This window comes from Actinomycetospora chlora (assembly GCF_039542135.1).
In the GTDB taxonomy this organism is placed as follows: Bacteria; Actinomycetota; Actinomycetes; order Mycobacteriales; family Pseudonocardiaceae; genus Actinomycetospora; species Actinomycetospora chlora.
In genome coordinates, this window is the sequence record NZ_BAABHO010000019.1 from 88637 (window position 1) to 102185 (window position 13549).

Annotated in this window: 14 protein-coding genes; 4 read left to right on the forward strand and 10 right to left on the reverse strand. The window is 77.9% G+C overall.

Features of this window, described 5'->3' with window-relative positions:
• Positions 1-57 precede the first annotated feature (57 nt).
• The 10 genes from ABD994_RS13915 to ABD994_RS13960 form a co-directional block, all read right to left on the reverse strand.
• The gene (locus tag ABD994_RS13915) at positions 58-1284 is read right to left on the reverse strand and encodes a site-2 protease family protein (RefSeq protein ID WP_345415369.1); all 1227 of its coding nucleotides are present in this window, start codon (positions 1282-1284) and stop codon (positions 58-60) included.
• Between the two features lie 44 nt (positions 1285-1328).
• The gene (locus ABD994_RS13920) at positions 1329-2348 is read right to left on the reverse strand and encodes a carbohydrate kinase family protein (protein ID WP_345415372.1); all 1020 of its coding nucleotides are present in this window, start codon (positions 2346-2348) and stop codon (positions 1329-1331) included.
• Complete coding sequence (locus ABD994_RS13925; protein WP_345415375.1) at positions 2345-2710, reverse strand: VOC family protein; 366 nt, start codon at positions 2708-2710, stop codon at positions 2345-2347. The genes ABD994_RS13920 and ABD994_RS13925 overlap by 4 nt, the downstream gene beginning before the upstream one ends.
• Before the next feature lie 106 nt (positions 2711-2816).
• Entirely contained in the window at positions 2817-4919 is a 2103-nt protein-coding gene (locus ABD994_RS13930) for an amylo-alpha-1,6-glucosidase (protein WP_345415378.1), read from the reverse strand.
• A 15-nt stretch (positions 4920-4934) separates the two neighbouring features.
• Complete coding sequence (locus tag ABD994_RS13935) at positions 4935-6008, reverse strand: glycosyltransferase family 4 protein (RefSeq protein ID WP_345415381.1); 1074 nt, start codon at positions 6006-6008, stop codon at positions 4935-4937.
• Positions 6009-6014: 6 nt separating this feature from the next.
• Positions 6015-6257, reverse strand: a complete 243-nt coding sequence (locus ABD994_RS13940) for a hypothetical protein (RefSeq protein ID WP_345415385.1) — start codon at positions 6255-6257, stop codon at positions 6015-6017.
• A gap of 5 nt (positions 6258-6262) precedes the next feature.
• Positions 6263-6955: a universal stress protein gene (locus tag ABD994_RS13945; RefSeq protein WP_345415388.1), complete on the reverse strand. Its 693-nt coding sequence runs from the start codon at positions 6953-6955 to the stop codon at positions 6263-6265.
• Entirely contained in the window at positions 6952-9537 is a 2586-nt protein-coding gene (locus ABD994_RS13950; RefSeq protein ID WP_345415391.1) for a glycosyl hydrolase family 65 domain-containing protein, read from the reverse strand. The genes ABD994_RS13945 and ABD994_RS13950 overlap by 4 nt, the downstream gene beginning before the upstream one ends.
• Positions 9538-9545: 8 nt before the next feature.
• A complete protein-coding gene (locus tag ABD994_RS13955) occupies positions 9546-9992 on the reverse strand; it encodes a CBS domain-containing protein (RefSeq protein ID WP_345415394.1) in 447 nt (148 codons plus the stop codon).
• A gap of 148 nt (positions 9993-10140) precedes the next feature.
• On the reverse strand, positions 10141-10392 hold the full coding sequence (locus tag ABD994_RS13960; RefSeq protein ID WP_345415399.1) for an SHOCT domain-containing protein: 252 nt from the start codon (positions 10390-10392) through the stop codon (positions 10141-10143).
• 196 nt (positions 10393-10588) lie between these two features.
• Between ABD994_RS13960 and ABD994_RS13965 the strand changes: the two genes are divergently transcribed.
• The 4 genes from ABD994_RS13965 to ABD994_RS13980 form a co-directional block, all read left to right on the forward strand.
• Positions 10589-11587 (forward strand): zinc-binding alcohol dehydrogenase family protein, encoded by a 999-nt coding sequence (locus ABD994_RS13965; RefSeq protein ID WP_345415404.1) that lies wholly within the window; start codon positions 10589-10591, stop codon positions 11585-11587.
• Positions 11588-11694: 107 nt separating this feature from the next.
• Positions 11695-12204, forward strand: coding sequence for a universal stress protein (locus ABD994_RS13970; protein WP_345415409.1), 510 nt, complete (start codon positions 11695-11697; stop codon positions 12202-12204).
• Positions 12201-13079 carry an alpha/beta fold hydrolase gene (locus ABD994_RS13975; protein ID WP_345415412.1) on the forward strand — a complete coding sequence of 293 codons (879 nt, stop codon included), beginning with the start codon at positions 12201-12203 and terminating at the stop codon, positions 13077-13079. Before ABD994_RS13970 ends, ABD994_RS13975 begins: the two co-directional genes overlap by 4 nt.
• Before the next feature lie 93 nt (positions 13080-13172).
• Positions 13173-13549, forward strand: a 377-nt coding sequence (locus ABD994_RS13980; RefSeq protein WP_345415417.1) for a DUF222 domain-containing protein, incomplete at its 3' end; no start/stop codon positions are given.

A 13549-nucleotide genomic window follows, 5' to 3' on the forward strand; every position in this document is an offset into this window, starting at 1 on the left:
CCTTCCGCCGGGTGTGCCGACCCGGCGAGGGCCGGGCGGCCCGGTCCGACGGGGTCCTCAGGCCGAGGCCGACGGGTCCCGGTCCGCCCTCGCGTCGGGGGGCGTCGGGCCGCCGTGCCACCACCAGTCGGCGGGTGGGGGCGCGCCGGGGTCCGTCGGGACGCCGGCCCCGGCACGGTCGGCCGGTCCGGCGTCGGTGGGCCGGCCGGGGAGCAGGAGCTCCTCGACCCCCGCGCGCCCGACGATCCCGACCGGCGCCCCGGCGCCGTCGACGACCACGAGGCGCGCTCCGGTGTCCGCGAGGCGGCCGAGGAGCCCGGTGAGCGGGTCGTCCGGCCGCACCGTCGTGAGCGACGACGCCGGCACGCGGCCGTCGCCACCCGCCCGGGTCGGGAGGCGGCGCAGGCGCTCCGCGGGCAGGTAGCCGGCGGCGCTGCCGTCCGGTGCGGTCAGGAGCGGGACGCCCGCCGCCGACCTCGGCGAGGTCGCGGCGGCGGCGGGCTCGGCGGGCGTCGCGTCCTCGAGGAGCACCGCCGGGGCCGGGCCGGCGGCCGCGGCCACCGTGAGGCCGTCGAGGGCGCGCCCCTGCCGCGCCCGCCGCTCCTCCTGCCCGGCGGACGCGCCGACGAACCAGCCGACGAGGGCGAGCCAGGCGCCACCGAGGTCGACCAGGAGCGCCAGGTAGACGCCGACGCCCACGAGGAGGGCCCCCAGCACGCGCCCGGTGCGGGCCGACGCGATCGCGGCGCCCCACCGGTCGCCGCGCAGCGCCCAGAGCGCCGCGCCCAGGATGCGCCCGCCGTCGAGCGGGGCCGCGGGCAGCAGGTTGAACGCCGCCAGCACGAGGTTCAGCAACGCCAGTTCCGCCAGGACCGCGACCACCAGGCCGGACGCCGACGTCCGGGCGAGCACCGCCGCGAGGGCGAACAGCCCGGCCAGCGCGGCGCTGACGAGCGGGCCGACCGCGGCGACCCGCAGCGCGGTGGCCGGGCGGTCGGGTTCGCCGTCCATGCGCGTCGTCCCGCCGAGCAGCCACAGCGTGATGCCCTCGACCTCGATGCCCGCCGCGCGCGCGACGAGGGCGTGCGCGATCTCGTGCGCGAGGAGCGAGGCCACGAGCAGCAGGGCCACCGCCACGCCGGCCACCGCCTCCGCGAGCGCGCCGTGGCCGGGCGCGAGCACCGGCAGCTCGAGGCGGGCCGTCACCCACGCGATGACCGCGACGATCCCGACCACGCTCCAGTGGGCGGCGACCCTGATGCCCCGGACACGGCCGAGCCGCACGGTCCCGTCCCCGGTCCGGCCCGCCCGCCCCGCCCGTCCCGCGCTCACGGCGCCCGGTCCGGCAGCGGGACGGGCGCGTAGCCGGCGGGCGCGTCCGCGAGGAGTCGCTCGAGCTCGGCCAGCGGCAGCAGACCGGCCTGTCCGCCGACGCGCTGGACGACGCTCATGCTGTTCACTGGCGCCCACCGCAGCGCGGTGCGCACCGTCTCGCCGCGGGCGAGGGCGGCCACGAACGTCGACGCGAAGGCGTCGCCGGCCCCTGTGCGCTCCACCGGGGGCGCCGGGTCCGGGTAGAGCGGCATCCACAGCTGCTCGTCGCCGTCCGACGCGTAGGCGCCGTCGGGACCGTCGGTCACCACCACCAGGGCCGGGCCCAGGTCGTGCAGGCGCGCCAGCAGTCCGGGGACGTCGGCGTGGTCGCCGCCGGTGACGGTGACGGCCTCCTCGCGGTTCATGACCACGACCTCGGCGCGGGCGTAGACCGACCGCAGCGGGTCCACGCCCGCCCGGACCTGGAGGGTGCCGGGCTGGAACGCCAGCCGGACGTCGGTGTGCTCGCCCAGCCAGCCGGCGATCTCGTCCTGGTAGGCACCGGCGTGCTCGGACAGCGAGCTGAAGCAGACCCACCGCGGCGGCGGCTCCGGGGCCGACCAGGCGTAGGCGAACTCGTGGTGCTTGACCAGGATCGTGCGCTCGGCCCCGTGGCGGAGCACGAAGTGGTGGTTGCTCTGCTGCTCGGGGTGGACGTGCAGCAGGGCGGTGTCGACGCCGTGCTCCTGCAGCCGTGCCGCGATGCGCTCACCGGTGGCGTCCTTGCCGACGTCGCTGGCGAGCGCGGTGCGCAGGCCGAGCCGGCGGCACGCCACCGCGGCGTTGGCCGCGTTCCCGGCGGCGTCGAAGTCCTGGAAGCCGGCGAAAGGCAGCTTGGCGCCCGACCGCATCGCGAGCCACGGGCCGTCGGTGTCGGTGTAGGTGATGGTGCTGGCGTCGCGGATCAGCTCGATCGCCGTGTCGGTGACGACGTCGCCGACGCACAGCACGTCCCACGGGGCAGAGGTGCTCACGAGTCGTAGCCCGCGGCGAGCCGCAGCAGCCCGACGGGGTTGCCGTCCGGGTCGGCGATCATCGCGACGTCGCCCATCTCCCCGATCGGCGACGGGTCCATGATCCGGCTGCCGCCGAGCTCCTCGGCCGTCTCCAGGCACTTCTCCAGGTCCTCGACCTGCACGTAGACGGTCACCCACGGCCGCACGCCCCGTGGGGCCTGCATGATGCCGCCGCCGATGCCGGCGCCCGACCCGGTGGACACCACCCCGTACCCGTGGGACTCGGTCTCGACCGACCAGTCGAAGAGCTCGCCGTAGAAGCGGCGGGAGCGCGCGCCGTCGGCGCCCCCGATCTCGAAGTGCACGACCGGGTTGCCCATGGTGTCTCCTCCTCGGCGCTCGACCGTCGCCCCCGACGGTCGTGCAGCGCCCGGTGCCGGACAGGGGTCGCCGGTCCCGTCCCGGGCGAGCCGGAGGTCCCGGCGATCAGCGGTGGGCCGTCGCGGCCGCGCCGTCGAGGGGCTCGACCCGCAGCCCCGTGCCCTCCAGGCCCGCGATCGACCAGCCCGAGCCGTTGACCGCCACGTCGACGTCGGCCGGTCCGATCCGCAGGCCGCGCAGTCGCAGCGGCACGAGCTCCCCGGGCAGCGCCGGTCCGCAGCGCACGATCCCGTGGGGCACGTCGGGGTCGAGGCGCAGCAGGGCACGGAGCACGAGGACCGGGGCCGCGGCCGCCCACGCCTGGGGTGCGCAGGAGGTGGGGTAGGGGACGGGCAGTCCCGTCGCGGCGCGGTCGAAGCCGCCGAACAGCTCGGGGAGCCGGTGGCCGAACGCGCCGGACGCGCCCAGCAGCGCCGTCGCGAGGCGGCGGGCCTCGTCGAGGAAGCCGTAGCGGGCCAGGCCCGCGACGCACAGGGCCGTGTCGTGGGGCCAGACCGAGCCGTTGTGGTAGCTCATCGGGTCGTAGGCGCCCATCGAGGTGCCCAGCGTGCGGACCCCCCAGCCGGAGAAGAGCTCGGGGGAGACCAGCCGGGCCGCGACGGCGGCCGCCTGCTCCTCGTCGAGGATCCCCGCCCACAGCGCGTGTCCCGCGTTCGAGGTGACGGCGTCGACCGGGCGCTTGCCGGCGTCGAGCGCGACCGCCAGGGTGCCGCGGTCGGGCAGCCAGAACGCCTCGTGGAAGCGCCGACGCAGGTCCGCGGCCCGCGCCCGGCAGCGCGTGGCCGTCGCGGGGTCGCCGAGGACGTCCGCCAGGTGGGCCCGCGCCCCGTAGGCGGCGTAGCCGTAGGCCTGGACCTCGACGAGGGCGATCGGGGGCGTCGCCAGCCGGCCGTCGGCGTGGTTGATCCCGTCGCGGGAGTCCTTCCAGCCCTGGTGGAGCAGGCCGCGCGGGGTGGCCCGGCGGTACTCGACGAACCCGTCGCCGTCGGCGTCGCCGTACTGCTCGATCCAGGCCAGGGCGCGGTCGGCGTGGGGCAGCAGGGCCGCCACCTCCCCGATCGGTGCGCCCCAGCGGAGGAGCTCGTCGAGCACGACCACGAACAGCGCCGTGGCGTCGGCCGTGCCGTAGTAGCGGTCCCGCACCCCGGGCGCGAGCGGGCTCGGCGGGCCGAAGCGCATCTCGTGCACGATCCGGCCCGGCTCCTCCTCGGTCTGCGGGTCGACCACCGTGCCCTGGTGGGCGGCCAGGGTCTGCAGCGTGCCCAGGGCGAGGCCGCGGTCGAGCGGCAGCAACATCAGCGAGGTCAGGAGGGCGTCGCGCCCGAACAGCGCCATGAACCACGGGGCGCCCGCGGCCACCACCGCCCGCTCGGGGTGCTCGGGGTCGAAGATGCGCAGCGCCCCGAGGTCGGCGACGCTCTGCCGGAGCACGGCCGAGAGGTCGGCGTCCGCCGTCTCCAGGCCGGGGGAGCGGTGGCGCCAGTCCCGCAGGCGGCGCGCCGGGTGGGACCGGGCGACGTCGGTGCCGCGCGGGTGGTGCAGCGTCATCGGACGGCCCGCGACCACCGCCTCGACCGTGACCGTGACCCGCCACTGCCCGCGGGCCGGCACGCGGGCCGTCCAGGTCAGCGTGCCGGGACCGGTCCGCGGCTCGCCGTCGGCGCTGACGGTGACGCCGTGGCCGTGATCGGGGGCGGCGAGCTCGAGCCGGCCGGGCGCGGGGGTGACCACGGTGGGGACGCCGTGCGCCCGGCCCTCCTTGACCGCGAAGAGATCCGCGAAGTCGGACCCGACCGCCAGCGCGACCCGGCAGGTGGCGTCACGGGCGGTGCTGTTGTGCAGGACGAGGTCCTCGCGCATGCCCTCGCCGACGTAGCGGTGCCGGGTCACGAGCAGGCTGCCGGACCGCTCGCCGTCCGGGTCGCCGGGCACGTGGAGCAGCACGGTGGCCGCGAACGGCTCGGTGACGTCGGCGCGCAGCGGCTCGCCGGGCAGGTCGTCGACGGTCAGCTCCCAGCGCGCGATCGCCCGGACGTCCCGGACGAACAGCCCGCTCGCGTGCCCGGGGACGACGTCCCCGGACCCCGTGCTGAGGCAGAACGTGGAGCCCTCGACGAGCGTGAGCGCGTCGGGCGCCGAGGAGACCATGACGGCCGGTCCGCGTCACGCCCCGCGCAGCAGCGCGCGGGCGGATCGGGCACCCGCAGTGCCGGTGCGGGGGGCCTCGAGCAGCGCGCGATAGAGCGCGACGTGGTCGTCGACCATCCGCTCCGACGAGAACCGCCGCTCGGCGGCCGCCCGGCACGCCCGCCGGTCGAGGGTGTCGAGCCGGTCCAGCGCCGCCACCATCTCCTCCTCGTCCGCGCAGAGGAAGCCGGTGCGGCCGTGATCGACGATCTCGGGGGCGGCGCCCTCGGGGAAGGCGAGCACGGGCGTCCCGCAGGCGAGCGCCTCGGCCATGACCAGGCCGAACGGCTCGCGCCAGCGGATCGGGTTGATCAGCGCCGCCGCGCTGCCCAGCACCTCGACGCGCCGCGCCCGGTCCATCTCCTGCGGGGGCTCGGCGTCCGGCGGCAGGAGCGGGCGGACGACCTCCTCGTAGTAGGCCCGCTCCTCGTTCGTCCGGATCTTGGTGGCCAGCACGAGGCGGCGGCCGGCGGCGCGCGCCACGCGCACCGCGCGGTGCGCGCCCTTCTCCGGCGCCATCCGGCCCACGAAGACCACGTGGTCGCCGACGCCGTCCGCGGGGCGGTAGGCGTCCAGGTCGACGCCGTGGGGGATCACGGCGGTGATCGGGACCCCGCGTGCCGAGCGGGCCTGGGACCGCGAGATCGCCACGAGCGACGCGTGGCGCGCGGCCTCGGCGGCCACGCGCAGCGCGGGCGGGGTCAGGAGGTGGTGCAGGGTGGTCACCACCGGGACGTGCGTCGCCCCCCGCCGGCCGGCCACCAGTGGCCCGAGCAGCGTGTGGTCGTGGACGAGGTCGACGTCGTCGAGCTCGTCGTGGGCGGCCAGGACGTGCGCGGCCTCGGGCAGCGAGGCGTTCATCGGCGCGACCGGCTCGTCGAACAGGTGGGCCCTCGGCACCGGGCAGGTCGACGTCCCGACCGTGAACAGGCGGACGTCGACGCCGGTGGCGTGCAGGCCCCGGGCGAGGTCGTCGACCACGGCCTCGGTCCCGCCGTAGCGGACGGGCGGCACGGGGACCCAGGGCGGCGCGATGATGCCGATCCGCACGGTGCCCTACCCGTCCGCTCGCACGACGCGCAGGCAGGCCTCCTGCTCGGCGCACGTCCCACACGCGTGCGGGTCCACCTGGGAGGTCCACGCGAGCTCCTGGTGCCAGCAACGCCCGCAGGCGCGGCAGAGGAAGTTCGTGCGGTCGCCGTCGCTCACGGGCCGCAGCGGCTCGGCCCCGCAGGCGGGGCACTCGAGCGGCGCGGCGAGGACGGCGCCGAGGTCCAGGGGCGCGGTGTAGGTGGTCATGGCCCTCATGGCAGCGCCGTCGGCGGGTCGGTGCGCAGGGTCGAAGGGCCCGGCACCTGACCCCCGACGGGCACCAGCAGCACGGGGACGTCGGCGTCGGCCACCACCCGGCGCACCACCGGGGCCCGGGGGCTCTCGGAGTGCTGTGCCCACCCGAGGACGACGAGGTCGGGCCGCTCCTCCCGGGCCACCGCCACCACCTGGTCCGCCGCGCGGCCCGAACGCACGAGCAGGCGTGCCGTCGGGTGGTCGCACCAGCGCGCGAGGAAGGCGTCCGCCCACGCCTCGCCCGCGTGCGCCGCCTGGTCCCAGAAGCGCGGCGGGTCGGACGGGTCGAGGACGTGCAGGACGAGCAGGTCGCGCGGGCCGAACCTCGCGACCCGGGGGATCGCCAGGCCGGCAGGTGCGGTCCCGTCGAGCGGGGCGAGCACACGCCCGAACCGGAGCCTCCCCGTCCCGGGCGGCACGAGGAGGACCGGGGCGCTCGCGCGGCACGCGACCTCCCACCCGGCGGCGCCCGTGGGCAGCACCGCGACGGCCGTGTCGTGCCCGGCGAGCTCCGCGAGCAGATCCTCCACCCCGTCCGCGCCGGGCCCCGCCGGCGCCTCGCGCAGCCCCGCGTCGAGCGCGGCGGCCGCGGCCCGCCCGACGACCAGCAGCTGCTCGCCGGGGCGCTCGGGCAGGAGGACGTCGCTCACGCCGGCCTCCCGCACGCGTCCGGGGTCCGGGGGAACGTCGCGCTCGCGGTCACCCGAGCCGGCGGCCCGCCGTCGTAACGCACCGTGACCGGGAGATCGGTCGTGACCGTGGTCGTGTCGGCGTCCACCTGCACCCGCAGCCGGCGACCGAGGGCGCGGAAGCGCACCTCGACCGTCGACCACGCGGCCGGGAGCCGGGGCGCGAGGTGCAGGGCGCCGTGCTCCACGCGGACGCCGGCGAACCCGGTGAGCACCGCCTGCCACGCGGCGCCCATCGCGGCGACGTGGAGGCCGGAGACGACGGTGCCCGTCAGGTCCTCGAGGTCGAGCGCCACACACGTCCGCAGCAGCTCGAGGGCCTCGTCGGTACGGCCGGCGCGGGCCGCGACGGCCGCCGCGATGCCCGGGGAGAGGGACGAGCCGTGCGCGGTGCGCGGCCCGTAGAGGTCCAGGTCCGGGAGCAGGGAGGACGGCCCGGCCTCGGCCGGGACGAGGTGGTGGGCCATGAGGACGTCGGGCTGCTTGATCACCTGGGTCCTCTCGACACCGGCGTGACCGAGCACGACGTCGGCGGCGACCGGCGGGCGCAGCCGGCCCGTGAGCGCGACCGTCTGCCGGGCGGGGTAGCCGCGGAACTGTGCGTGGCACCCCGTGGCGGGGTCGAGGCCGTCGACGAGGCGGCCGGCGAGGTCCCGCCAGCGGGTGGCCTCGTCGTGGACGACGCCGGCGCGGTCGGCCACGTCGGCGGCCGCGCGCAGGTTCCACCGGGCGAGGATGTTGGTGTAGGCGTCGTCGTCGACGTCCTCGTGGTACTCGTCGGGCCCGATGACGTGGTCGAGGTGCGCGCGGCCCTCGTCGTCGACGCGGCACCGCGACGCCCAGTACCGGGCGGTCTCCACCAGCAGGGGCCGCGCCGGCCCGAGCAGGAACTGCGGCTCGCGGCACCACTCCGCGTGGTGCACCGCCGACCAGGCGACGTCGGCGGTGACGTGCTCCTCCAGCTCGCCGGTCCTGATCACCACCGGCCGCGCGCCCAGCAGGCCGGTGGCGGGGGTGACGTCCTCGCCGCGCGCCCCCGACTCCCAGGGGAAGCGTGCGCCCGCGTGGCCGCGACGCCGGGCGAGCTCCCGCGCGGCGGGCAGCCGGGCGAGGCGGTGGCGCACGGCGGCGCGGGAGGCGTCGGGATCGATCGCGGCCAGGGCGGGCACCACGAACACGTCGGCGTCCCAGAACACGTGGCCGCGGTAGCCCCGCCCGGAGGTGCCGCGGGCGCCGATCGCCAGCTCCCCGGACCCGCCGTGCGCCCCTGAGGCGAGGCCCCAGAGGTGGAACAGGCAGAACCGCAGCGCCCGCTGGAGCGCCGGGTCGTCGGGGATCCGGACGTCGATCTCCTCCCAGCGCCGCGCCCAGGCGGCGCGCTGGTCGCGCAACAGGCGGTCGAACCCGTGGTGCTCGGCCGCGTCGACGTCCGCCACCACCTCGGCGAGGGGCGGTGGTCGCCGGCCCGTCGCGTAGCGGGCGATCCGCTCGACCGTCCCGACGTCGCCGTCGCGGCCGCGGCGCTGCACCGCGGCGACGACGGCGGCGTCGAGGGCGTCGTCCCCGGCGCGGGCGAACCGCCGGCGACCGTGACCGCTGCTCGTGGCCCGCTCGCCGAGCGGGACGCGCTGCGCGGCGCCGGGGTGCCGCCGGTCGTGCGCGGCCTCGGCCCGCAGGGCCACCACGCCCGGCCGCTCGGCGTGGGCGAGGCGCAGCGTGCGCAGGGGCACCGCGGCACCGCGCTCCTCCCGCAGCAGCACCCCGGTGCGCAGGTCGAGGCGGCGGTCCTCCTCGGCCACCGCCGGACCCCCGACCTCGAGGCCGGTCCACACGGGCAGGGGACGCAGCTCCTGGTCGGCGCCATCGCCGCGGTACACCCCGGCGGCCAGCACCGTGGGCGCGGCGCCCGGGTGCTCCTCGGCCGCGCCGCGGGTGCCGACGCCGCCGGTCGCGAGCCCGAACAGCGCGTCCACGGCCCGCCGCGCGAGCCCGGCGGGGGCGGTCACGGTCCAGGCCGGGTCGTCGTCGACGGTGGGCACGCGCCGGTGGGCACGGCGGCGCAGCTGCTCGTCGAGCAGGGCCAGTACCTCCGGCGGGCCGGCGGCGGGGACGGTGGCGCAGCGGCCCGCCGCGCCCGCCGCGCGCAGCTCGGCGTCACGACGGCCGGGGACGAGCAGGACCAGGCCCGGGCCGACACCGCGCCCGTGCAGGTCGTCGAGGAACGCCCCGACGGCCCGCGCGGGCGGCCCGGGGGCCACACCGGCCAGGGGCTCGGGGCCGTCCGGGCCGCTCACGAAGGGCCGGCCCGACCGGGTCGGCCAGACCCACCGCGTTCCCGGGCCGAGGGCGGGGGCCAGCGTCGCCTCGACGCGCCGGGCGGACCGGCCGGTGACGACGAGGAGGTCGACCGCGTGCTCGGAGAGCGCCGCGAGACGGTGCCGGACACGCAGGGCCGCGGGGCCGTCCCCGCGCTGGACGTGCTCCCACCGGACGACGACCGCCTCGACGGTGCGCCCGAGGGGCTCGGGACCGGCCCGGTCCACCGCGACGGTCAGCCGCGGTCGTGGTCGACGAGACCGAAGCGGTGGCGCCACACCTCGGCGGAGGTCAGCTCGCCCTGCGCGACGCAGCGCAGCACGTCGCGCCGGGCGAGCAGGCCCACCAGCGCACCGCCCTCGACGACCGGGACCGCGCGGAGCCGGCGGTCGAGCATCGTGCCGACGACCTCGGCGACGTCGGCACCCGGCGTGGTGGTGACCGGTGCGGGGGTCATCACGTCGCCGACCCGTTGCGCGTGCCGCGCCGGGGACCCGTCCTGCGCCGGGATCCGCCCCCGCACGAGGTCGGCCTCGCCCACGATGCCCACCAGGCCCCGGGCCGCGTCCTCGACCGGCAGCGACGAGAACCCGCGCTCGACGAGCAGCGACGCGGCGTCGGCCACCGCGGTCTCGGGGTGCACGCTCACCACCGGGTGGCTCATGATGTCTCGGACCTTCACGGGGACCTCCTCGAGGTCGGTTCGCTGTCGGGCTCGGTGCCCGACCCAGTGCAGCGCCGGACGGCGTCGGGCGCCCAGGGCCGTTGGTCGCCCGGGGTGCGACCCGAACGGCACGAGGGGTCAGGGCCCGCGGAGGAGCGACGCAGGCTCAGCTGCCGGTGAGCACGCGGCGGCGCTCGGTGTACTCCTCGGCGTCGATCTCGCCGCGCGCGTACCGCCGGTCGAGGATCTCCCGGGCGTCGCGCTCGGCGGGCGCGGGGCCCACCCCGGGGGCCTGCGGCGAGCGGAGCCACCGCACCACGCCGAGGACGACGACGATCACCAGCACCCACCACAGGACGGCACTGACGCCCATGAGCGGGCCCATCCACCCGCCGTCCCAGCCGTACCCCCACATCATGGCGTCCTCCTCGCGGTCCGGACCGCCGCCGTGGCGGCCGGTGCCCGGAGGGTGGCGCGGGGGTGCGGCGGGCGGCAGCGTCGTCCGGGCACCGGGGCAGCGACCATCGGGCACGGCGCCCCGGGCCCGCCGACCCTGTCCGGGCGGCCGCGGCGCTCCGGAGCCTGCCCTGCACCGAACCGAGGAGGACAGCCGCATGCGCGCGTTCCGTGTGACGCATCCGGGGCCGGCGGTCACCGGGCCGCTCGAGCCGGTCGACGAGCCCGTGCCCGCGCCGGGCCCCGACGAGCTGCTCGTCGCGGTGCTCGCGTGCGGGGTGTGCCGCACCGACCTGCACGTCGCCGAGGGCGACCTGCCGGTGCACCGGCCCGGCGTGGTGCCGGGGCACGAGGTCGTCGGGCGGGTGGTCCGGCTCGGCGAGGACGTCACGGGGTTCGCCGAGGACGACCGGGTCGGCATCGCCTGGCTGCGCCACACCTGCGGGACCTGCCGGTACTGCTGGCGGGGCGCCGAGAACCTCTGCCCGTCGTCGCTCTACACCGGGTGGGACGCCGACGGCGGCTACGCCGAGTACGCCACGGTGCCCGCGGACTTCGCCCACCGCCTGCCCGCCGGGTACACCGACGCCGAGCTCGCGCCGCTGCTGTGCGCCGGCATCATCGGCTACCACGCGCTGCGCCGCGCGGAGCTGCCCGCGGGCGGCCGGCTGGGCGTCTACGGCTTCGGCGGCAGCGCCCACCTGGCCAGCCAGGTCGCGCTGGCGCGTGGGGCGACGGTGCACGTCATGACCCGCAGTGTCGCCGCTCAGGAGCTGGCGAAGGAGCTCGGCGCGGCGTCGGCCCAGGGCGCCACGGACCCGCCCCCCGAGCCGCTCGACGCCGCGATCCTCTTCGCCCCGGCCGGCGAGATCGTGCCGCCGGCACTCGAGGCCCTCGACCGGGGTGGCACCCTCGCCCTCGCCGGCATCCACCTCACCGACGTGCCGGTGCTGAACTACCAGCGCCACCTGTTCCAGGAGCGCACCCTGCGCAGCGTCACCTCGAACACCCGCGCCGACGCCCGCGAGTTCCTGCGGGTCGCCGCCGAGCACCGGCTCGAGGTCACGACCGTGCCCTACCCCCTCGACGAGGCCGGCGCGGCGCTCGCGGATCTCGCGGCCGACCGGATCACCGGCGCGGCGGTCCTCCTGCCCTGAGCCGGGGGGCCGGACGGCGCCGGCCGTCGGGGTCCGTGGGCCCTGACCCGTCCTCCCCTCCGGCCGCACCCTGTCGCGGACATCGGCCGCGGAGGGACGTGGTGACCATGACGGAGGCGGACGACATCGAGGACGGGGCACGCCGGGTGGTGGTGGGGCTCGACGACTCGGTCGGGGCCCGCACCGCCCTGCGCCACGGGCTCGCCGAGGCCCGCCGTCGGGGCGCGGAGCTCGAGGTCGTCACCTCGTTCGTGTCCCCCGAGCGCCTCGCCGTCCTCGACCGGATCCCCGTCACGGCCGACCGGGCGTCGGCCGCGCGGGCCGCGACCGCGGCCGCCCGGGCCGTCGTCGACGAGGTCCTCGCCGCCGAACGCGCCGAGCACCCCGACCGGCCGGTGCCACGCGTCGTCGTGCGTGCGGTGGCCGGCGACCCCGGTCCGGCGCTCACCGACGCCGCGGCCGATGCCGAGCTCCTGGTGCTCGGCCACCGCGGCCGCGGCGGGGTGGCGACCACGCTGCTCGGCTCGACGGGCTGGTGGTGCGTGCGCCACGCCCGCTGCCCCCTGACGATCGTGCCCGGCGCCCCGGCCGTCCCGCCCGCCCCGCCGCTGCCGTGAGCGAGGGGCGCGGACCGGTCGGGCACCGGCACGAGGGCCGTGTCGGCGGCCGGCGGGCGGTGTGGTGGAGCGCGGGGGAGGGGCCGGTGGTCCTCTTCCTGCACGGCTGGGCGCTGAGCCCGGCCTCCTACCGCGAGGGCCTCGCGCGGATCGCCGAGCGCGGGGCGCGGGTGGTCGCCCCCGCCCTGCCGGGCTTCGGCGGGACGGACGACCTGCCGCCGGCCGACCTCTCGCTCGCGGGCTACGCCCGCTGGGCGGGGCGTTTCCTGGAGACCCTCGGCGAGAACACCCCTGTCACGGTCGTCGGGCACTCGTTCGGGGGCGGGGTGGCGGTGCGCCTCGCGCACGACCTCCCGGCGGCGGTGTCCCGGCTCGTGCTCGTCAACAGCATCGGGGGCGCCGTGTGGGCCGAGGGGCCGGCCGGCGCCCGCATGATGTCCGAGCGGCCGTGGTGGGACTGGGGCCTGCACCTCCAGGAGGACCTCGGCCCGGCCTGGGGCCTGGGCCGGGTCGTCCCGGTCGTCCTCTCCGACGCCGCCACGAACGCCCTCCGCAATCCCCTGGCCGTCTGGCGGGTCGCCGAGCTCGCCCGCACGGCCGACCTGCGCGTCGAGCTCGACGAGCTGCGGCGCCGCGGCCTGCCCGTGGTGATCGTCTGGGGCCGGCAGGACCGGGTCCTGCCCGAGGCTTCCCTCACCGCCCTGCGCCTCGCCCTGGGCGACGCCGAGGTGCGCACGGTCGAGGGCACCCACAGCTGGCTGATCACGGACCCCGACGCCTTCACCGAGATCATCACCAACGTGCTGGGTGAGCGACCGCTGCGTCCCCTCCTCGGCGGCGACGACGCGGCGACGCGGCCGCCGGGACGCGCGTGACGCGAGCCGCTCCGGTGTCCGCGGTCCCCAAGACTTCGCGACGGAGTCCGCCACCCGCCGTCGGTGTCGGGGGTGGCCGGTACACTCGAACACGTGTTCGAAGTCGGTGATGGTGTGGGTGCGGCGGCGCGGGAGGCGCTGGAGCGCACCCGTGAGCACCTCGTCGAGCTGCACGCCCAGCAGCACCGGCTGCTGTGCGACATCGCCGAGCTGGAGCGCCTCGGGGTCGCGGCCGAGACCGGGAACCGGTCCACCGGGCGGTTGGTGATGGAGATCGGTCGGGTGTCGCGGGCGGAGGCGACACGGCTGTGCGGCGAGGCGGCGGACCTCACCGCGCGGACCTCGCTGGCCGGCGAGCCGCTGCCGCCGCGCTACCCGAGCACCGCCCGCGTCTACCGCGAGGGCCGGGTCGGGCCGGCGCAGGTGGCGATCATCCGCCGGACGCTGCGGCGGTTGGAGCGGGTGCCCGA